Raw genomic sequence first — 22,055 nt, forward strand, 5'->3', positions numbered from 1 at the left:
GCATCCTCTGTACTATTATTTTTTAAAGCTACAGCTCCAGCTGTGGTCGGCATACCCGAAGCGTTAACATTATCCTTTAATAGGATAGGCATTCCATAAATAGGATGCTTTGATTGCTTATCTAAAAATTCAAGATCTTTAAGCTTGGCTTCTTTAATAACATTAGGATTAATAGCAATTACTGAATTTAATGACAATGAATTTTCTCGATCATACTTTCTAATTCGATATAAGTAGAATTTAGTTAACTCTTCATATGTGAATTTATTTGCTGTCTTACGAATTTGAAGCTCTGTAATATCTCGTTCTAATATAAAAGGCTTTAATCGATTATAATCTGCTTCTGTAAAGTCTTCCATCTGCGGATTAATAGCTTCCCAAATTTCAGCTTTCGTTAAATTTTCGGAATCTAAAACTTTAAATTCTCTAAAATCTTTAGTAGATATAGCACCTAAATCGGAAGATTCATCTGTAGTTGTTGAATCAACTTCTGTTTCAGATGTTTCAACAGGTGAGCCAAAATCTGAAGATTTAGAATCTTTACATGAAAAAATAATACCGAAAACTAAAAGGAATAGGAAATTACGCATGCTAAGTATTTTTTATAAAAATACGAAACGAATTGTTTAATCTAAACTTCTAAAAACTGAATCATCGTAATCCTTATTATCCTCTAAGAATGAAGTTTTCATTTTTTTAGCTTCATTAAAACTTCCTTGCTTATCAAATAAATAGGCTAAAACATATTTAAGGTTTGGGTCTCGAAGCTTATAATGAAATTCTTCACTGTTTATTTGCTTTTGCGCAAATGTAATATTTGACTCTATGGTATTTAAGTTATATAAAAAGTCTAATACTTTGGTAAGATTTTTATCTATATAGTTACTGAGGCTTTTTCTAAAAAATCTTTCGTTCCAAAGTGATATTTGGTTTTCATCATCAAAGTAACTTTTAGACTCAAACAAATGAGCTTTATAGGAATAATGTCTTAATGATTTATTCTCAGTCAGAAAAGGAATAAACTTAAAATTAGTTCCAAACCAAAAACTACCAGTTATACCTCTATACGTAAACTGAAGGATTTGCTTAATACCAAACTCATTAAACTGGCTCTGCCAAATGTATTTTTTCGATTGATTATCTAAACCAAAATCTTGTAGTTTTGAAGTAATTACCTCGTTAAGAATAACTTCTATTCTTTGTGCGTTAGGCACATTTAAATTGGATGTATGTTCAATGTTTAGAAGCGAATATAAATTCAACGTAAAGAGTTTACTTAAAGAATGAATCTACAAACTCATATTTATTAAAGACTTGTAAATCCTCAATACCTTCTCCTACTCCAATATATTTTACTGGTATTTGAAACTGGTCACTAATACCAATCACAACTCCTCCTTTTGCTGTTCCATCTAATTTAGTTACAGCCAAAGAAGTAACTTCTGTTGCTGCTGTAAACTGTTTTGCTTGTTCAAATGCGTTTTGACCTGTAGAACCATCTAACACTAATAATACATCGTGTGGTGAATTGTCAACCACTTTTTGCATCACGCGTTTTACTTTTGTCAACTCGTTCATTAAGTTCACCTTATTATGTAAGCGACCTGCAGTATCTATTATAATAACATCTGCATCTTGATTAACTCCAGATTCTAAAGCATCAAACGCCACAGAAGCAGGATCAGATCCCATTTCTTGATGGATCATAGGAACATCTACACGATCTGCCCAAACTTGTAATTGGTCAATCGCAGCCGCTCTAAAGGTATCTGCAGCACCAAGAACCACTTTTAAACCTTGCTTCTTAAATTGATAAGCTAATTTACCAATAGTAGTAGTTTTACCAACTCCATTTACACCAACAACCATAAGCACATAAGGTGTTTTGCCTCCATCAGCTCGTTTTGGCAATACTGGAATAGTGTATTCTGTATCTTCACCAGATTTAGTTTCAGATAATAATGCTGCAATTTCTTCTCTTAGAATTTTATTAAGCTCAGAAGTACCAAGATATTTATCTTTAGATACTCGTTCCTCTATACGTTCAATAACTTTTAGTGTTGTGTTTACACCAACATCGCTAGTAACTAAAATTTCTTCAAGATTATCTAAAACATCATCATCAACTTTAGATTTTCCTGCAACCGCTTTATTTAATTTATTGAAAAAAGAAGATTTAGATTTCTCTAAACCTTTATCTAGTGTTTCTTTCTTTTCAGAAGTGAATATTTTTTTAAAAAAACTCATGTAATTAATATTTACTTAGCTAATTGCAACAATCTTGCCTTAACTGATATACTGTTAAGATGTCAGATGTTTTCAAATATAGCCATAAAAAAACTGCTTTCAAATGAAAGCAGTTCAGTAAATCTATATGCAAATAAAGATTATTTTTTGTTTAAAAAGTCATTGACAAATTCTGGTGCCATTACTGATTCTACGAACATGTAAGCTCCAGTTTTTGGTGATTTCACCATTTTTATCGCTTTTGTCAAACGCTTTGATCCTGTCTGTAAAGATGCTACTGATTTCTTTGCCATGTTTTCTTATTTTATCTCTTTATGAACTGTCATACGCTTAAGGATAGGATTAAATTTCTTAATCTCCATACGATCTGGCGTATTCTTTTTATTCTTCGTTGTAATATATCTAGAAGTTCCTGGTTGACCAGAAGCTTTGTGCTCTGTACATTCTAAGATTACTTGTATTCTATTTCCTCTTTTTGCCATTATAAATTGACTTTAGCGTATGCTATTATTTGTAAAATCCTTTTTCTCTAGCTTCTTTTAACATTGCACTGATACCAATTTTATTGATAGTCTTTAATGCAGATGTAGAAACTTTTAATGTTACCCACTTATCTTCTTCAGGAATATAAAAACGCTTCTTAATCAAGTTTGCATCAAACTTGCGTTTCGTTTTATTCATAGCGTGTGAAACATTGTTTCCAACCATCGCTTTTTTCCCAGTAAGTTCACAAACTCTTGACATTGTATTCTTTCTTTAGGTCTATTAATTCTTTCTGTTTATTACAAATCCAAACATGGATATTTTAAAACAGGATGCAAATTTAAGAAAACTTTACGTTTCAACAAACATAAAACTCTACTTTTTTTCATGATTAATTGCAATTTCTTTTTGAAGCATTTCAAAGGCTTTATTTGTAGCCTTCATAATTACTTTTTCGCGATGGTTACCAAAATTAAAAACATCAGAATACACCTCATCTTTTGTTGCTATAGCTATCCAAACTGTACCTACTTCCGCATCTGAATCTCCTTTTGATGGTCCTGCATTACCAGTAGTACTTATTCCATAATCCGAATTAAATAAAACACATACATTTTTTGCCATCACTTCAGCGACTTCTTTACTTACAACAGAATATGATGTAATATCACTTTCAGAAACCTCTAAAACATTTACTTTAGATTCTGTAGCATAACTTACTATACTGCCTTTAAAATATTTTGATGCTCCTGCATTTGCTGTAAATGCTTGAGCTATTCTGCCACCTGTACAACTTTCTGCAATTGATACAGTTTTTCCTATTTCTGTAAGTTTAGCTCCAATTACAGCCTCCAAAGATTTGTCCTCTTCAAAACCAATAAAGACATCTTCAATTTGCGGTAATAATAAATTAACTTGGTTTTGTATTTCTGCATTTACCTTTTCCTTATCTATATGCTTAGCTGATAAACGTAAACGTACACTGCCTAGATTTGGCAGATATGCTAATTTTATAAAATCAGGTAAATTGTCTTCCCATGTCTCAATACGATCGGCTAACGCACTTTCACCTAAACCATAGGTTAAAAGTGTTCTATGTTTTATATATGGAAACTTAAATTGGTCTCTTAAAGCAGGAATTACAGTATCAGTGATTAGTGCTTTCATTTCAAAAGGAACTCCAGGAAGCGACACAAATACTTTTCCTTTTTTTTCTAACCACATTCCAGGAGCTGTACCAAACCTATTCATCAATACTTTAGCCTTAGAAGGCACTAAAGCTTGTTGATTATTAAGATCTGAAAATGGTTGCTTAATGTATTTAGTAAACAAATCCTTAACATGTGCTAAGACGTCTTCGTTCTCAACCAAAGTATCGTTAAAGTATTCGCAAATAGTCTGTTTGGTAATATCATCTTTGGTAGGTCCTAATCCACCAGTAACAATAATAATATCTGCATTTTCTTCAGCTTCTTTTAAAGCTTTTAGAATATGCTCTTTATCATCTTGGATTGATGTAATTTGATAAATGGAAACACCAACCTTATTGAGTTCCTTTCCTAAGAATGCTGAATTTGTATCGACAACCTGACCAATGAGAATCTCATCGCCAATAGTAATAATCTCTGCTTGCATTTTATAAACTCATTTAAAGTCCGAAGTCAGCTTTAATTTCGTTTGTAGCGTTTTCTACAGCGTTGAGTACAATTTGAAGTTGTGCGTCTACATTCTTTCCAGATTCTTCATATTTTCCCCAATCTTGAACTACGATTAACTTATCTAAAACACCGAGTTCAAATAAATCTATGGTAGGTTTCATTTTGTGTGCTGCTTGATAGGTTTCGTAAAAATCCTCTTCTGGTACAGCTTTCCTTAAACGTTCTGCATCTTCTGGTACTTCTTCTATAAAAGCTGCTGCTAGTGCTGCAACGAAATCTTCATCGTTATCAGCCATGTCGCGTACGCGATCTAATTTATAATGTTGTGGCATTTATTTAATTTTAATAGAAAACAATTCTTCGTTTTCAATATATCCTATTAATCGATCTTCTGCAAAAACCTTACCAACTCCAGCAGGTGTGCCTGTAAATATAATATCTCCAATTTTTAAAGTGAAATATTTTGAGACATATTCGATAAGTTCATCAATTTTCCAAAGCATTAATTCTGTATTACCAGACTGAACAACTTCATCATTCTTCTTTAAACTGAAGTTAATATCATTTACATTTTTGAAATTGGTTTTTGGCAACCACTTCCCTATTACAGCAGCACCATCAAAGGCTTTGGCCTTTTCCCAAGGTAATCCTTTCGCTTTTAATTGCGCTTGGAGATCGCGCGCTGTAAAATCAATTCCAAGTCCGATATCGTCGTAATATTTATGTGCAAATTTTTTATCGATATGTTTCCCAACTTTTTTGATTTTTACCAAAACTTCGACTTCATGATGCACATCATCCGAAAAATCTGGAATAAAAAACGGCTGTTTCTTCAATAGAATTGCTGTATCTGGCTTTAAAAACACTACAGGATCTGTTGGTTTTTCGTTTTCTAATTCTTTAATATGGTCTGTGTAATTGCGACCTATGCAGATTAGTTTCATTGTTAGGTGTTAGCTCAATTTATTATTAAACTGTCTCAACTTAATAGCAGTTAACACTTTTTTAGTATAAAGCGGAAAATCTGCATTAAGCAACCAACCAAAATATCCTGGTTCTTTATCCATAACATCAACTACACGTTTTCCTTTGTGCTTACCAAAAGAGAAACATTCTTCTCCTTCTTTGTTAAAGATTAAGAAACCTGCAAAATCTGCAAACTTTTTGTGTGTACTAAATTCTGCCAAAAACTTGGTATCGTTTTCTAAATCCTCGTAACGATCTAATTGTGCTTTTAAAACTTCGTAAGTAGCTTTTGTATCTGCTTCTGCACTATGCGCATCGTCTAAGTTCTTATCGCAATAGAATTTATAAGCTGCGCTTAATGTACGCTGTTCCATTTTATGAAAAATAGTTTGTACATCTAAGGCTTGACTGTTTTTCATGTCAAAATCAACTCCTGCTCTCAGTAATTCTTCTGCTAACAACGGAATATCGAAACGATTAGAGTTAAAGCCACCTAAATCAGAATCCTTTATAAGGTTATAAACTTCTTTAGATAATTCTTTAAAAGTTGGTTTACCAACAACATCTGCATCTGAAATTCCATGGATTGCAGTCACCTCTACCGGAATTGGCATCTCAGGATTCACCACCCAAGTTTTAGTTTCTTCCTTACCATCTGGATAAACTTTAAGGATAGATATTTCTACAATTCTGTCTTTAGAAATGTTGATTCCTGTGGTTTCTAAATCGAAAAAACAGATGGGCTTGTTAAGGTTGAGTTGCATTATTTTTATTTTGTTACTCAAAGATAAATAGAATAAGTAGAATAGCCTTGTAAGTAGTAAAAAAGCTAAACGGACTTTGTGAAATTATAATACTGAAACAGATTCAATTCTAATTCGTCGTTAATTAATAAGAAAAAAAATGCAATAGATTTAAAAACTCACGTCTTTATAATTGAGAGCTGTAAAGAAGCACTTTTAAATGAATCAATCAGAAAACAGTAAAAAACTAAACACATTTTTTAATGAGGAGTATACTTCTCTTAAATCTTATGTAAAGTCAAATCTTAAGGCTAGTGTCAATAAAGATGCTGAGGACATTATTCAAGATGTGGCGCTAAAACTTTTTACTAGTGCTGACAGATATTCACCAATCAATAATGTAGCTGGATTTGTTTATCATGCTATTAAAAACAAGATTATCGATGTTATGAGGGCTTCTAAAAAAAACAAGGTCGATTATGAATCACAAAATGAAGCCAAATTAATTGAATTTGTCAACTTAATTTATGAAGTACCATCAGATTTATATCCTGAACAAATGAAACATCAATTAAAAGTAGCAATAATTAACCTTAAGCCCAATTATAGAGATATTATAATAGCCATAGACTTTGAAGGCTATACTTATAAAGAGGTAGAACAAGAAACAGGCATTCCAATTGGCACATTAATGTCTAGAAGACATAGAGCTATTTCACTCTTATACAAAAACTTAAAATCAAAACAATAAATACTTAAAACATAAAGAATATGTCAAATTACTTTAAACACAAAATGAGAGGCAAATCTCCTGGAGAAATTGCAGGGATGATAATATTTGGTATCATATTTATAACAGGATTAGCCATTTTGTTTGGCTTTGTTATTATGTGGTTATGGAATTGGTTAATGCCAATGATATTTGGCCTCACCACACTTACATACTGGGAAGCAGTAGGCATTTTTATATTGTTTAAAATCCTATTAGGTGGTTGTGGTGGCTTTGGAAGTAAAGACAAAAAACACTCTAAAAAGCCTAATTGCAAACACGAGTCTAAAGGAGAATTCTCTAAATGGAAGCATTATGATGACTTCTGGAAACAAGAAGGCAACAAAGCATACGAAGCTTATGTAGACCGTATAATCAATAATAATGAATCTAATGATTAGTCCATTTTATAAAAGCCCTACAAACGTTTTAAAAGTTCACATATTTAAAACAAATATTGAATCTAATCTAGATGTAGATATGATACAGTTGCTATTTAGTTCAAATCGAAGTATTATCAAATGGTCTGTCGATTTAGAAGATATTGACAGAGTATTAAGAATAGAATCTAATAAAACTTTAAGTGATAACGATATTATTAGCCAGCTTAAACTTATTGGATTTTCTTGTGAAGAATTAGAATAGAAAATTATTTAAATAATAGATTAATAGCATATATACAAAAAGCACAGTCCTATAACTGTGCTTTTTGTTTGTTATTATTAAGATTAGCTTCGCTGAATCTTCGATTTCCTGTCTTCGTAGGAATTTATATCTCTCTATTAGAATCCCAAGCCTCTAAATAATCTTTTACCGCTTTTACAAACTGTCCACCTAGTGCTCCATTTACAACACGATGGTCATAAGAATGTGATAAGAACATTTTGTAACGAATACCAATAAAGTCACCTTCTGGTGTTTCTATGACTGCAGGCACTTTTCTAATGGCACCTAAAGCCAAAATAGCAACTTGTGGTTGATTAATAATAGGTGTTCCCATAATACTACCAAATGTACCAACATTGGTTACTGTATAGGTTCCACCTTGTATATCGTCTGGGTTCAATTTGTTTTCTCTTGCTCGCTTGGCTAAATCATTTACTTTTTTAGCCATGCCTAATAAGTTAAGTTGATCTGCATCTTTAATTACTGGTACAATTAAATTACCATCTCCTAATGCTGCAGCCATACCTAAATTGATATGCTTCTTTTTAATGATACTATCGCCTTGTACTGCAATATTAATCATCGGGAAGTCTCTAATGGCTTTTGCCACTGCCTCCATAAATATTGGTGTAAACGTAAGATTTTCACCTTCACGCTTTTTAAAGCTGTCTTTATGTTTGCTTCTCCAGTTCCAGATGTTAGTAACATCTGCTTCAATGAAAGATTGTACATGTGCAGAAGTTTGCACAGAATCAACCATGTGTTTAGATATGAGCTTGCCCATTCTAGTCATTTCAATGATTTCATCATCACCAGAAGCTACAACAGGTTTTGCAACAGGCTTAGGTGTTTCTATTTTTTTCGTCTCGACTACGCTCGACGAGACAGTATTATTAGATGTAACAGGTTCAGCTTTTGGAGTTACAACTGGAGCAGAACTACGAGATTGTAAATACGATTTTATATCATTCTTAGTAACACGACCATCTTTTCCTGTTCCTGGAATTGTATCTAATTCAACTTGAGTAATACCTTCAGCTTTAGCTATATTCTTTACTAATGGCGAATAAAAACGATCTCCAGAAGAGACAACAGGTTCTACAGTAGCTTTTGCGGCTACAACCGTTTGAGCAACCTCAGCCACAGCTTTTGGTGCTTCTGGCTCAGCAATCGGCTCTGCAGCTGGAGCTTTTACTTCAACAGTATCTCCACCTTCAGTTTCAATAACAGCGATTGTTTGTCCTACTTGTACAACATCATCAACATTGAATAGTTTTTCAACTAAAACACCATCTACTTCACTTGGAACTTCACTATCTACTTTATCTGTAGCAATTTCTAAAACTGCTTCATCAGATTCGATAGTATCACCAATATCTTTAAGCCAAGAGGTAATTGTTGCTTCTGCAACACTCTCTCCCATTTTAGGTAACTTAAGTTCAAACTTTGCCATATCTATAATTTGAAGGTCTTTATTTTGTAATCGATTGCAAAATTAATAAAAAAACAGATATTTTATTGATTTTAATTCAATTAATCCACGTATTAGAAGTGTAACACTTCACCTCTATTGATTGCGCTATCGCTTCCGATGATAAATTTACTGCTTTTTGGAAGAAATCTAAAAACAATATTCTTTTGTATTGATTTCTGTTTTAAATCGGCTATTGTATCCTTTGTGTTCATATAATTAAAATCGTAAACCAACATACTATCATTTTTTACCTCATCTAATATTGAAGTCATAAGGTGTGTAGGTTCTGGTAATTGAACATTTAAAGCCTCATCAATTCCAGAAGAATACACGTAAGATCTATAAGGTTTTATATTCACATTAATAGGATCCTTTCTTATACCATAAGCCAATTTAATACCAAGCCAAACCAAACCATTAAAAATGGTATTTCGTTTAAAATGTTTTTTATAAAAAATTTGCATCGCTCCATAAAAGCGTTTCGCATATTTTTTATCTCTCAATGTGCTTTCTCCTTTAAAGTGAATAATAGTGGTTTCACCAAAATACATATTACTATAGCCAGCTTTAAGAACTTTGTATGATAAATCTATATCTTCTCCATACATAAAATAATCTTCATCAAATCCACCAACTGCCTCGTAAACATCTTTCTGAACAAACATAAAAGCACCAACAAGTATTTCAACATTTCCTATAGAATCAATTGCTAATTGGTTCGCATAATAGGACTTATCATCTCCTAAAAGTTTTTTTAATGCCACTTTTGGACTTGGTATATTACGTTTACTTTCTGGAAGAAATTTACCCTTACCATCAATAAGTTGACATCCTACAATTCCGAGATTGTCTTTAGTATCTGCAAAAGCAATCAATTTAGTAAATGTATCTTCTGCAACGACAGTATCTGGATTAAGAATACATAAATATTCTCCTTTAGCTTGAGCGACACCAATATTATTTCCTTTTGAAAATCCTGAATTTTCTTTGTTCTCGATCAAACGTACTGATGGAAATAATTGCTTTACCATGTCGCAACTATCATCAGGAGAATTATTATCTACAACTATAATTTCTGCATCAACACCTTGTATTGCTGCTTCAACACTTTTTAAGCATAACTCTAAAAAATAGCGCACATTATAGTTGAGTATGATTACTGATAACTTCAAGACAAACTTAAGATTTTAATGAGGCTTCAAAAGGTACACGATCGATAATACTTCGACCTAGGGTAATTTCGTCTGTATATTCTAATTCATTACCTGCTGCAACTCCTCTAGCTATTGTAGACATGGTAACATTACAACCTTGTATTTGTCTAAAAACATAAAAATTGGTAGTGTCTCCTTCCATTGTTGGACTCATAGCAAAAATCAATTCTTTTACTTTACCTAGTTTCACTTTTTCTACTAAAGAATTAATATTTAAGTCTTGTGGACCAATACCATCCATTGGTGATATTTTCCCGCCTAACACATGGTAAAGTCCTTTAAAAGAACTGGTATTCTCAACAGCCATAACATCTCTTATATCTTCAACCACACAAACTAATTCCGCATTTCGATTTGGGTTATCACATATTTCACACAATACTTTGTCACTTATATTATGACATGATTTACAAAAATTAATTTCAGCTCTTACCTTAGACAAAGCATTAGACAATTGAAAAGTCTGATTTTCTGGCTGCCTGAGCAAATGTAACACCAAACGCAAAGCTGTACGCTTACCAATACCTGGTAACTGCGACATTTCGTTTACTGCATTTTCTAAGAGTTTTGAAGAAAATTCCATAGCTGCGAAGGTACAGATTTTTAGAAATAAAAAAACCCAATTGAAAATGATTTACAATTGGGTTTATTATACCAAATAGACTTCAAAATAACCGAATAAATAATTTTAAAATTTATTTGGCATTAGTATTAATACAACTATTATTTTAGAATCAACTTTTTAGTAATTTCACCTTTAGCAGTGTTTAATTTCACAAAATAAACACCTGAGTTGAATGTAGATACATTAACCTTTAAGCCGTTGAATAAATTTACTTCTTTACCATAGTATACAACCTTACCAAGTGTGTTATATATTCTAACACTAACATCTTCAGATTTATTCCATTTTAAATTTACTTCACTTTTGGCAGGATTTGGATATACAGACAAATCATTAAATTCAAAATCATTAACACTTAAAGTCACATCATAAACGTTAGATCTCCACAACCCTCTTCCATAGGTAGCAGCGTAGATTCTATTATCTGCTGTGTTAATTTCGAGTTCATTAATTCTAACATTTGGTAATCCATTATTAAATAGCACCCAAGTATTTCCTAAATCATTATCCGTATAATAAACGCCATAGTTCATACCTACATACAATCCATCTTTCCCATTATTTTGCCAAGTTAATGCTTGTGAAGAGAAGTTAGGCAAATCCCAACGTATAGATACCCATGATTGACCATTATCATTACTTAAATAAACTCTCTCACTATTGGTCGTAGCAATTGCAATTTTATTAGGATTTGTAGGATGCACAGCTATTTCATTTATTCCACCACCAGCTAAATTTAAAGTAGATTGCGCCCAAGAAATTCCTCCATTAGTTGTGTACCAAAACGCACCATTAATAGCTAAATACATTTTACTATTGTCGGTTGAAGCTATTTTAAAATGATCGATGTTAACTCCAAAATCTTGAGATATTGAATTCCATGTAGCTCCACCATCTAAAGATTTAAAAACTTCTTTGTAAGCCGCATAAATTGTATTTTGAACTATTGGGTCTTGTTCGATAGGGACAACCCAATTCCAATTACCATCACCAACAGGAGACGTAATCCCTACTAAATTAGAACCTCCATTTGTAGATTTATTGAGTCCTCCAAATTGAGTGGTACCGTATATAATCTGAGAATTATTCTTATCTACAAAACCTTCCATACCATCAGCGCCCAGCCAATCCGTCCATGTCCCATCTACAGCCATAACTGAACTTCCGTTATCTTGAGAACCACCAGTAACCACAACAGGATTTGTTTGACTGATTCCAATTCTATAGAATTGTCTAATTCCCATTCCTGGTGTTAAATCTGTGTAATAGCTACTATTTACTATAGTTGGATTATTTGCTTTAAAAATCCCACCATCTGAACCTACAAAAAGTTTTGCATTTAGACCAGTTCCTGCAAATTGTAATATATCTACATCCGCATGACAATAACCAATACCTAAATTATTAGCGTTTCCGGGTGTCCATTGAGACGTTATACTAAAATTAGCACCACCATCTGTGGATCTCCATGTATTTACGCCAGCAATATGCACATCATTAACATCATTTGGGTGTACACTAATGTCCATATCTCTAGGCGCTTGACCACTAGTGTCTAGACCATCAGTATCATAGCCAAAATAATTTTTGCCTACATGACTCAATTTTGTAAATGTATCACCTCCATCAGTAGATTTATGAAACCCTCCAAAAACACCACCTGCAGCCTCTAAAACATATACTACATTAGAATCATTAGGTGAAACACCAATCATTTTAACACCAGATGAAAAAGCATTATCAGCAGATTCGAAACCATCTGTAAAAACTACACCTAAATTATTGGTAGTAATAGAAATATCGTCTAAAGTTAAACCTCTTCCATAATTAGATGTGCCCTCAAAAGCCACATAATATTCTGCACTAGGATTAGGTAATGGAATACTAATATCCGCCCAACTTGAAACTTCTGCAGTATAATTAGCTAACTCAACCCAATTACCTGTAGCCGATGTTTTATATAAAACTTTGAGTTCGTCAATATCTCCCTCCCAATTAACTTGTGTATAAGAGAAATTTACTTGAGGATTTACAGCTCCGGTTAAATTCATTGCTGGCGTAATTAAACGTGTTGATGGTGTAGAAAAATTACTAATATAAAATAATCCTAAACCGCTACCTGTTCTTGGTGTTACCGAATTATCTTGATTTGAACCAGCTGTTGTCCAAGATGTACTTCCATTTACAAATTCTTGCGACCATACTTCCAAGCCATCACTTGTGTTAAACGTAGCACCATCATCAGTAGATTTATAAAAATCAGTTCCAGATGCATACACTACATTTGGGTCACCTGGCTTAAATTCAAAATCAAAACCTGTTGTTGCACTATTATCGATTATCGCCCATGACAGACCACCATCTGCGGACTTGTACAACCCACTACCTTGAGCACTACAATACATCTTTAATGTATTTGTGGGATGAATTAGAATTTTGTTTACTGTTCCTCCAGGTAAACTACTATGCAAAGTCCAAGTAGACCCACCATTTGTAGATTTAAAAATAGAACCTCCTGTTGAGCCCCAATAATAAGTCATATTATTTAATGGATCTATCGCTAAGGCATAAACGTCTATATTCGCTAAGTTATCTGTTAAAACCGTCCAAGAAGAGCCACCATCCATACTTTTCCATACTCCACCTGTATTAGCACCAGCAATAATGTGATCTAAATTACCATCTTCAATAGCTATAGAAGTTACACGACCTACACCAGGATTCCAACCAGCAGAAGCATTCCAATAGGTTGGTCCCATTTCTTCCCAAGTACCAACTATAGTTCTAGAAGCGAAACCTTCATTATTAACTCTTGCATTATAATCTTGTAATTCATTATAGTAAAACTCTGGAGATTTTAACATTCCAGTTTCATCCATAGCGCGTTCAGCAAAATATTGCCAACGTCTAAAGGGTTTATATCCTGTTCCACGCTCTCTTCCGACAGAATCAAAATGACGTTCAGCAACTTCAACGATAGATTCAATCGTATGTGTTCCTTCAGCAATAAGCTCATGATAATCTTGACTGAATAAATTGAAGGCTAACAGAAGACATGTAGATAATAAGGCAATCTTTTTCATAATTTATTTCTTTTTAAGTAGCTCTTTTTTTTCAAATGTACTATTTTTCATAAAATTTTCTTAATTAAGATTTCGATTTATGACTCCTACTTCAATACTCATATTAATAATTGTATACTTCGGTGTACTAATATTGATTTCTTATTTTACAGGAAAAGACGATAGTAATGATGTTTTTTTTAAAGCCAAAAGACAATCTCCATGGTATATTGTTGCCTTTGGTATGATAGGCGCATCTCTATCTGGTGTTACCTTTATATCAGTACCAGGATTGATTGGAGGGCAACAATTTGCGTATATGCAAGGTGTCTTTGGTTTTTTTGTAGGCTACCTATTTATCGCCTTAGTTTTAATTCCGATTTACTACAAACTCAATGTCACTTCTATCTACCAATATTTAGAACAGCGTTTCGGAAAAGTAAGCTATAAAACTGGTGCCTTTTTCTTTTTATTATCTAGAGTAACTGGTGCTTCATTTAGACTTTTTTTGGTAGCACTTGCTATGCAATATATTGTTTTTGAACAAATGGGAGTTCCGTTTTGGCTAACCGTTGTTATTTCCATTTTATCAATATGGTTATATACTAATAGAGGAGGTATTAAAACTATTGTTTGGACAGATACTTTACAAACTTTAGCTATGCTAACTTCAGTTGGTGTAGCCATCTATTTGATTAATGCAAAATTAGATTGGACTTATTTTGAGTTCTTAGGCTCTTCAGAATTTAAAGCAAAAGGGCAAATTTTCTTTTTTGATAATCCAAATGCTAAAATATATTTCTGGAAATATTTTATAGGAGGTATTTTCATTGCTATTGCCATGACTGGTTTAGATCAAGACATGATGCAAAAAAACTTAACCTGTAAAAATCAAAAAGAAGCTAAGAAAAACATTTTTAGTATGGCAACTATGTTAGTATTTGTCAATTTTATATTCCTATCATTAGGAGCTTTATTATTTATCTATGTTGAAAAATTTGGACTAGATATACCTGTTTTAGAAGGGCGAACTCGAACAGATTTATTATTTCCCGAAATTGCGATGAACCAAGGATTAGACTCTGCTTTAGCCGTTACATTTATCATAGGCTTAATTGCCGCTGCGTACTCTAGCGCAGATAGTGCCTTAACCTCGTTAACGACGTCTTTTAGTGTTGACTTTTTAAATATTGAAAACAAACCAAAAGAAGCACAGAAACCGTTGCGAAAAAAAGTACATATTGGCGTTTCAATTGTGTTGGTTCTTGTCGTATTACTCTTTAACATGCTTGAAGGAAATGTAGTAAGTAACTTATTTACTTTTGCTACATTTACATATGGTCCTTTACTTGGTTTATTTGCTTTTGGGATTTTAACAAAACATCAGATTAAAGACAACTATGCATGGATTGTTGCTTTAGCATCAATTTTGTTAACCTTTGGTGTTACATCTTTACCAGAATCTATAATAGGAGCTTATAAATTTCACTGGGAAATTCTTCCACTTAATGGATTAATTACTTTTATAGGATTATTACTTATCAAACAACACAAGGCAATTAAAACTAACGAGTAAGCACCTCTTAAATTAAGTTTTCAATACTGATTTGTTGCCAACAACACTAAAGTACAAGCCGCTTCATATTCAATATTATTTTCGTTGAGTAATTTATAGAATTCAGGATTCTCAGTGCCTGGATTAAAAATAACACGATTAGGTTTTAATCCTATAATATAATCGTAATACACTTCCTGACGTTTTGGATTTAAATATAAAGTTACAGTATCAATAGCATCATATTGTAATAATTCAGTATCAATATTAACACTTTTTACTTCACCTTTTCTTAACCCAAAAGCTTTAACCTCATGATTATAACTTTTTAATCTATTTATAGCAATATTAGAGTATCGTTCTGGTTTTAGTGAAGCACCAAGTACCAATGTTTTTTTTATCATTTGTTAAAAAGATGTTAAGTAATGTTAAATAGAGTAACATAGTATAAAAATAGTCGTCTACACATTAAGAAACTATCAATCAATCAAAAAACAATCAAAAAAATGAAGCATTTCTTCTTAATGCTTATTATGGTCTCATCTACCATTTTAAGTGCACAACCCAATTCAAATTCAGATGTAAAAAACGGTTCTGTCTCAGGACGTGTTTTAGACTCAGAACTCAACGAACCACTTCCATACGTTAATATCGTTATAAAAGATGCCGCTAATAAAGTGATTACTGGTGGTATTACCAATAATGACGGAACTTTTAAAATAGACCGAATTCCTGAAGGAGATATCGTAGTCTCTATTCAATTTGTAGGTTATAAAACTATTGACAAACCTATAAAATTAGGTAAAGGTAACTACAAGGTTAATATAGGAGATGTTAAATTAGAAGAGGAAGCTACTGGCTTAGATGAAGTAACTATAGTTGCAGATGTCTCTACAATTCAACAAAAAGTAGATCGAAAAGTGATTACTATAGGTAAAGATTTACAAACTGCTGGTGCAACTGCTAGTGAGATTATGAATAATCTACCTTCGGTAAGTGTAGACCAACAAACAGGTTCTATAAGCTTACGAGGAAACCAAAATGTACGTGTTATGGTAGATGGGAAACTGTCTAATATTCCTGCAGAACAATTACTAAAGCAGATTCCATCAACATCTATTAAAAGTATTGAATTAATTACCAATCCTTCTGCAAAATATAATCCTGAAGGAATGAGTGGTATCATTAACATTGTTCTTCATAAAAACACGCAAATTGGTTTTAATGGTAATATTAATGTTGGTTTAGCTCATGATATTGAGCCTAAATTTAATAGCTCTATTGATGCTAATTATAGAAACGGAAAATTTAATGCTTACGGATCTTATAGTAACAGTGTTCAAAAAAGATTCAACTACGGACAGATTAATAGAATTGAACAAGAAATTCAGCAAAATTTCAATATCCTAGATAATAATAAATCGCATTTATTTAAAGTTGGTTTAGACTATTATTTAAATGATAAGAACACCATCTCTGTATTTACAAATCAAAATATCTTTGACGGAAAAGTAAACGTAAATTCTAATATTGCTTATCTTACAAATACGTCTCTAAATGAATCTCAATTGACTAATGGTGATGGAGAAAACGATTCGCAACAATACAATCTTAATTATAAGCACGATTTTGATGAAGAAGGTCAAAATATTGAGTTAGAAGTAGATCATAATATATATGAAGGGTCTCAAATAACAAGTAATAAATTTTTTAGTTCGCAGCGTCCAAATTTTTTAGAAGACACAGACACGGATAGAAATCGTACAACTATAAATTTAGATTATGTAAAACCTTTATCTGAAACGGTAAAATTAGAGTTAGGCTTGCAAGCACGCTTGTTTGATAATAGTATTTTTTATGAATCTGATGGACGAGAAAGAAATCAGGCTGGAGATTATATTCCAACGACTACGCGTTTTGATTATACAAGAGATATCTACTCAGCTTATGCTACTTATGGTAAAACCTTAGAAAAATGGAGTTATCAAGTTGGCTTAAGAGCTGAGACTGTAAATGTAGATTCTGAAGCATTTAAAAAAGATTTAGCATCTAATGAAGAACTGGCTATTCCGTTTGAAAATGATTATTTTGAATTATACCCTTCTGCATTCTTTACCTATTCTCCTTCCGAAAAGAATTCGTATCAGTTAAGCTATAGTAGAAGAATTGATCGTCCTGGTATTGGACAAGTTAATCCACTACCAGAATGGAATACTCCTTTAATTTCTCAGTTCGGAAATCAAGAATTACGTCCTCAGTTTACTAATTCAATAGAAACCAATTACACAAGACAATTAGAAAAAGGAAGCATTACAGCTGGTGTGTTTTATAGAATTATTGAAGACGAAATACAACAAGCCATTTTAATTGACAGAACAGACGTTAATAGATTGATCTTAACAAATTTAAACTTTGATAATACCACGTCTTATGGTATAGAATTATCATCGAGTTATCGCCCAACAAAATGGTGGAGTATTAATGCCAGTTTCGATTTATTCTCTCAGACACAAAAAAGTATAGCAGAATCGTTTGACACCAACCAAAATATTATTTTAAGTACTGTTGAAGTTGACAATATAGCATGGAACCTAAGAGCCTTCAACAACTTTAAAGTAAATAAGAGCTTAAGTTTCTCTGTATTTGGAATGTATAGAGCTAAGAATAAAAATATCCAATTTGAAATGGAAGACATGATGATGGTTAACTTAGGTATGCGTTATAGTTTTATGGAAGGCAGAGCTAGCTTTAGCCTAAGTTACAATGACATTTTTGATACTATGTTTGCTCAATTTAATGGACAAAGACCATTCTTACAAAAAGGGCAATTCAATTTTGAAAGTCAACAAATATCTGGTCGATTATCTTACCGTTTTGGTGGAGGAAAATATAGAGCTAAATCTCGTAAGCGTCGCGATAATGATGAAAAACAAGGAGGAGGCTTATTTTAAACAAATAAAGTGTCACACTGAGCTTACTTAAGTGTCTTTAATATATAAGGCATAAAAGTTTATAATGAAGATAATATTTAATAGTCTGCATACATAGTTGATGGTTAGTGTTAATGTTTGACTATTAGATAAAGAAAACCCGAAACGTCTTGTTTCGGGTTTTTGTTAAATACACGTTAAATCTATTTTGCCATGTAATAAAATTAAAATTATTACGTCTATAGTAATAGATAAGTTTTAAGTAATAGTAATTATAAATGAAAATTTATAATAGTGTTAGTTAAGTTGGTTAATAGCAGAAAAGCCCAGACGCAATTAGTGTTTGGGCTTTTTTTATTATGATTGATTAATTTATCTATATCTAGTTTTATAAGATTCCTGCTTCCGAAGGAATTTGTTACCACTTAATAATAACACTTCCCCAAGTAAAACCACTACCAAAAGCAGCCAAGACAACAGTATCACCTTCTTTTACTTTGCCTTCTTCCCAAGCTTCAGTTAAAGCTATTGGGATTGAGGCTGCTGTAGTATTTCCGTATTTCTGTATGTTATTAAAGACTTGGTCGTCATTCAATTTAAACTTGCGTTGTATAAACTGTGCAATACGCAAATTCGCTTGGTGTGGAATCAACATATTTACATCATCAACTTGTAGACTGTTTTTCATTAAACCTTCCATAATCACTTCGCTAAAACGCACTACGGCATTTTTAAATACAAATGTACCATTCATATATGGGAAATAACTTTCGTCATCAGGGTTGTTCTCTGCTATAATGTCATTGACCCAACGTTTTCCCATACCTGGTGCAATCAATACTAATTCTTCTGCATGCTCTCCTTGTGAATGTAGATGTGTAGATAAAATACCTTTAGAGGTATCTTCTTCTCTAGTTAAAACTGCAGCTCCTGCTCCATCACCAAAAATTACAGAGACTCCTCTACCTCTAGTGGTTTTATCCAAACCGTGAGAATGCAACTCACTTCCTATTACCAAGATATTTTTATACATCCCAGTTTTTATAAAATTATCTGCTACAGAAATAGCATAAACAAAACCAGAACATTGATTACGTACATCTAACGCGCCAACCGTTTTTATATCTAAGGCATGTTGTACTTGCACACCAGGACCAGGGAAATACATATCTGGACTCAAAGTTGCAAAAACAATAAAATCAATATCATCTTTATCTAACCCAGATCGTTCTATGGCGATTTTAGCAGCTTTCACTCCCATTGTTGCTGTAGTATCACCATCACCTTTTACAGCCCATCGACGTTCTTTAATACCAGTTCGTTCGGTTATCCATTCGTCATTCGTATCCATCATTTTAGACAAGTCATCGTTCGTCACCACATTATTTGGCACATACTTCCCTAAGCCTATTATTTTTGAATTGTACATCGTCTTGTTTAAAATTTTAGAATAAGCAAAGTACAAAATATAAATTCCATATACCAAATAGAAGCTTTAGGTTTTGAAGTTTACTTTTTCAATTATTGAGATTCCTACTTTCTGAAGAATAAAGTGTCAGTTTGTCACATTTTAAGTCTTGGTATTTTATTTGACTAATAGTAAAATGTAATTAAAACATTAATTAATCAGATTCCTGCCCACGCAGGAATGACAAATACGACATAAAATGACAAAAGGAAGTATTAATGTATCGGTAGAGAATATCTTTCCGTTAATTAAAAAATTCTTATACAGTGATCACGAAATCTTTTTACGTGAACTTATTAGTAATGGTACAGATGCCACACTAAAGCTAAAACACCTTACCAGTATTGGTGACTCTAAATCTGAATACGGAAATCCTCAACTCGAAGTAAAAATTGATAAGGAAGGTAAAAAACTTCACATTATTGACCAAGGGTTAGGAATGACAGCAGAAGAGGTTGAAAAGTATATTAACCAAGTTGCTTTTTCTGGTGCTGAAGAGTTTTTAGACAAATACAAAGACTCTGCAGCAGATTCAGGAATCATAGGTCACTTTGGTCTTGGCTTCTACTCTGCCTTTATGGTTGCAGAAAAAGTAGAAATTATCACCAAATCACATACTGGAGCTGATGCTGCACATTGGACTTGTGATGGTTCTCCAGAATTTACTTTAGAAGCGTCTGATAAAGACACTAGAGGAACAGAAATCATTCTTCATATTGCAGAAGATTCAACAGAGTTTTTAGAAGAAGGACGCATTAGCAACTTGTTATCTAAGTATAATAAGTTTATGCCTATTCCTATTAAATTCGGGACTAAAGAAATTAACGATCCAGAATTTACACCACAAACAACTACTGATGCTGAAGGTAAAGAAACAACTGAGCCTCATAAGCAGATTACTGTAGATGATATTATCAATAATCCAAATCCGGCTTGGACAAAGCAACCTGCTGAATTAGAAGACCAAAACTATAAAGATTTTTACAGAGAATTGTATCCTGCTCAATTTGAAGAGCCTTTATTCAATATTCATTTAAATGTAGATTATCCGTTCAACTTAACAGGAATCTTGTATTTCCCTAAGATGACGAATGATATGAACATGCAGAAGGATAAAATTCAACTGTACCAAAATCAAGTATTCGTTACTGATAATGTTGAAGGGATTGTTCCAGAATTTTTAACCATGTTACGTGGTGTTATTGATTCGCCAGATATTCCTTTAAACGTTTCACGTTCTTACTTACAAGCTGATGGTGCTGTAAAGAAAATTTCATCTTATATCACTCGTAAAGTTGCTGATAAATTGAAATCTTTATTCAACGCCAATCGTGAAGACTTTGAAGCAAAATGGGACGATATTAAAATCGTTATTGAATACGGAATGTTATCTGAAGAAAAATTCTTCGAAAAAGCTGACGCCTTTGCATTATATCCAACAGTAGATGGTAAGTTTTTTACGTATGAAGAATTATACAATAAGATAAAAGCAAATCAGACAGACAAAGATGATAAACTTGTGATTCTTTATGCGTCTAACAAAGATCAGCAACACAGTTATATTGAAGCTGCTAAAGCTAAAGGTTATGAAGTGTTGATGTTAGATTCACCTATTGTATCGCATTTAATTCAGAAGTTAGAAACGACTAAAGAGAATATCTCTTTTGCACGTGTTGATGGTGATCATATCGATAACTTAATTAAGAAAGACGATACAACGATTTCTAAATTAACAGAAGAGCAACAAACAGAATTAGATACGCTTTTAAAAGATGTTATCCCTTCTGAAAAGTTCGCTGTACAATTAGAAGCTATGGATAGCGATGCGTCACCTTTCATTATAACACAACCAGAGTTTATGCGTCGTATGAAAGAGATGCAAGCTACAGGTGGTGGAGGCGGAATGAATATGTTTGGCAACATGCCAGAAATGTATAACCTCATCGTTAATACAAATTCTGAATTGGTTGGTGAAATTTTAGGCACCAAAACCAAAAAGAAACAAGAGCGCTTAATTAATCAAAGTTTAGATTTAGCACGTTTATCTCAAGGCCTTTTAAAAGGTGAAGAGTTAACAAACTTTATTAAACGTAGTTATGATATGATTAAATAGTTTCAATGGAATTGTCATTGCGAGGACGTAGGACGTGGCAATCGCATAAATTACTCAAAACCACTTTGTTAATTCAAAGTGG

Annotated in this window: 22 protein-coding genes; 6 read left to right on the top strand and 16 right to left on the bottom strand. The window is 32.6% G+C overall.

All coding sequences use genetic code 11. The features are described from left to right. The 10 genes from QZZ53_RS04485 to QZZ53_RS04530 all read right to left on the bottom strand — a co-directional run. On the bottom strand, positions 1-590 hold a 590-nt coding region (locus tag QZZ53_RS04485; RefSeq protein WP_296381935.1), incomplete at its 3' end, for an amidase family protein. Between the two features lie 36 nt (positions 591-626). Continuing rightward, the gene (locus QZZ53_RS04490) at positions 627-1,214 is read right to left on the bottom strand and encodes a hypothetical protein (protein WP_296381937.1); all 588 of its coding nucleotides are present in this window, start codon (positions 1,212-1,214) and stop codon (positions 627-629) included. Between the two features lie 58 nt (positions 1,215-1,272). After that, complete coding sequence (gene ftsY, locus QZZ53_RS04495; protein WP_296381939.1) at positions 1,273-2,247, bottom strand: signal recognition particle-docking protein FtsY; 975 nt, start codon at positions 2,245-2,247, stop codon at positions 1,273-1,275. Between the two features lie 140 nt (positions 2,248-2,387). Next, on the bottom strand, positions 2,388-2,540 hold the full coding sequence (locus QZZ53_RS04500) for a DUF4295 domain-containing protein (protein ID WP_008271041.1): 153 nt from the start codon (positions 2,538-2,540) through the stop codon (positions 2,388-2,390). Positions 2,541-2,546: 6 nt separating this feature from the next. After that, positions 2,547-2,729 (bottom strand): 50S ribosomal protein L33, encoded by a 183-nt coding sequence (gene rpmG, locus QZZ53_RS04505; RefSeq protein ID WP_296381941.1) that lies wholly within the window; start codon positions 2,727-2,729, stop codon positions 2,547-2,549. Positions 2,730-2,754: 25 nt separating this feature from the next. Next, entirely contained in the window at positions 2,755-2,991 is a 237-nt protein-coding gene (gene rpmB / locus QZZ53_RS04510) for a 50S ribosomal protein L28 (RefSeq protein ID WP_296381943.1), read from the bottom strand. A 114-nt stretch (positions 2,992-3,105) separates the two neighbouring features. Continuing rightward, on the bottom strand, positions 3,106-4,365 hold the full coding sequence (locus QZZ53_RS04515; RefSeq protein ID WP_296381945.1) for a competence/damage-inducible protein A: 1,260 nt from the start codon (positions 4,363-4,365) through the stop codon (positions 3,106-3,108). 13 nt (positions 4,366-4,378) lie between these two features. Further along, positions 4,379-4,720 (bottom strand): Hpt domain-containing protein, encoded by a 342-nt coding sequence (locus QZZ53_RS04520; RefSeq protein WP_296381947.1) that lies wholly within the window; start codon positions 4,718-4,720, stop codon positions 4,379-4,381. Beyond that, a complete protein-coding gene (locus tag QZZ53_RS04525; RefSeq protein ID WP_296381949.1) occupies positions 4,721-5,332 on the bottom strand; it encodes a fumarylacetoacetate hydrolase family protein in 612 nt (203 codons plus the stop codon). Positions 5,333-5,341: 9 nt separating this feature from the next. Further along, a complete protein-coding gene (locus QZZ53_RS04530) occupies positions 5,342-6,118 on the bottom strand; it encodes a 3'-5' exonuclease (protein ID WP_296381951.1) in 777 nt (258 codons plus the stop codon). 199 nt (positions 6,119-6,317) lie between these two features. Between QZZ53_RS04530 and QZZ53_RS04535 the strand changes: the two genes are divergently transcribed. From QZZ53_RS04535 to QZZ53_RS04545, 3 genes are read left to right on the top strand one after another with little or no spacing between them, the layout of a single operon-like run. After that, positions 6,318-6,848, top strand: coding sequence for an RNA polymerase sigma factor (locus QZZ53_RS04535; protein ID WP_296381953.1), 531 nt, complete (start codon positions 6,318-6,320; stop codon positions 6,846-6,848). Positions 6,849-6,868: 20 nt separating this feature from the next. After that, positions 6,869-7,267: a hypothetical protein gene (locus tag QZZ53_RS04540; RefSeq protein WP_296381955.1), complete on the top strand. Its 399-nt coding sequence runs from the start codon at positions 6,869-6,871 to the stop codon at positions 7,265-7,267. Then, positions 7,260-7,511 (top strand): hypothetical protein, encoded by a 252-nt coding sequence (locus QZZ53_RS04545; protein ID WP_296381956.1) that lies wholly within the window; start codon positions 7,260-7,262, stop codon positions 7,509-7,511. Before QZZ53_RS04540 ends, QZZ53_RS04545 begins: the two co-directional genes overlap by 8 nt. 124 nt (positions 7,512-7,635) lie before the next feature. Here QZZ53_RS04545 and QZZ53_RS04550 read toward each other — a convergent pair whose 3' ends face one another. The 4 genes from QZZ53_RS04550 to QZZ53_RS04565 all read right to left on the bottom strand — a co-directional run bounded on the left by QZZ53_RS04550 (position 7,636) and on the right by QZZ53_RS04565 (position 13,928). Continuing rightward, on the bottom strand, positions 7,636-8,985 hold the full coding sequence (locus tag QZZ53_RS04550) for a dihydrolipoamide acetyltransferase family protein (protein WP_296381958.1): 1,350 nt from the start codon (positions 8,983-8,985) through the stop codon (positions 7,636-7,638). Between the two features lie 92 nt (positions 8,986-9,077). Next, positions 9,078-10,178 carry a glycosyltransferase family 2 protein gene (locus QZZ53_RS04555; protein ID WP_296381960.1) on the bottom strand — a complete coding sequence of 367 codons (1,101 nt, stop codon included), beginning with the start codon at positions 10,176-10,178 and terminating at the stop codon, positions 9,078-9,080. Between the two features lie 7 nt (positions 10,179-10,185). After that, positions 10,186-10,803 carry a recombination mediator RecR gene (gene recR / locus QZZ53_RS04560; protein WP_296381962.1) on the bottom strand — a complete coding sequence of 206 codons (618 nt, stop codon included), beginning with the start codon at positions 10,801-10,803 and terminating at the stop codon, positions 10,186-10,188. Positions 10,804-10,943: 140 nt separating this feature from the next. Further along, positions 10,944-13,928, bottom strand: a complete 2,985-nt coding sequence (locus QZZ53_RS04565) for a T9SS type A sorting domain-containing protein (RefSeq protein WP_296381964.1) — start codon at positions 13,926-13,928, stop codon at positions 10,944-10,946. A 79-nt stretch (positions 13,929-14,007) separates the two neighbouring features. On the opposite strand from QZZ53_RS04565, the gene QZZ53_RS04570 reads away from it, so the two are divergent. After that, positions 14,008-15,483 (top strand): sodium:solute symporter, encoded by a 1,476-nt coding sequence (locus tag QZZ53_RS04570; protein WP_296381966.1) that lies wholly within the window; start codon positions 14,008-14,010, stop codon positions 15,481-15,483. A gap of 20 nt (positions 15,484-15,503) precedes the next feature. Here QZZ53_RS04570 and QZZ53_RS04575 read toward each other — a convergent pair whose 3' ends face one another. Then, positions 15,504-15,866 (bottom strand): CoA-binding protein, encoded by a 363-nt coding sequence (locus QZZ53_RS04575; protein WP_296381968.1) that lies wholly within the window; start codon positions 15,864-15,866, stop codon positions 15,504-15,506. A gap of 102 nt (positions 15,867-15,968) precedes the next feature. On the opposite strand from QZZ53_RS04575, the gene QZZ53_RS04580 reads away from it, so the two are divergent. Continuing rightward, entirely contained in the window at positions 15,969-18,413 is a 2,445-nt protein-coding gene (locus tag QZZ53_RS04580) for an outer membrane beta-barrel family protein (RefSeq protein WP_296381970.1), read from the top strand. A gap of 397 nt (positions 18,414-18,810) precedes the next feature. Here QZZ53_RS04580 and QZZ53_RS04585 read toward each other — a convergent pair whose 3' ends face one another. After that, complete coding sequence (locus QZZ53_RS04585) at positions 18,811-19,821, bottom strand: beta-ketoacyl-ACP synthase III (RefSeq protein WP_296381972.1); 1,011 nt, start codon at positions 19,819-19,821, stop codon at positions 18,811-18,813. Positions 19,822-20,059: 238 nt separating this feature from the next. Between QZZ53_RS04585 and htpG the strand changes: the two genes are divergently transcribed. After that, positions 20,060-21,973, top strand: a complete 1,914-nt coding sequence (gene htpG, locus QZZ53_RS04590; RefSeq protein WP_296381974.1) for a molecular chaperone HtpG — start codon at positions 20,060-20,062, stop codon at positions 21,971-21,973. The last annotated feature ends 82 nt before the right edge of the window (positions 21,974-22,055 follow it).

The organism is Winogradskyella sp. (assembly GCF_016744625.1).
Lineage (GTDB): Bacteria > Bacteroidota > Bacteroidia > Flavobacteriales > Flavobacteriaceae > Winogradskyella.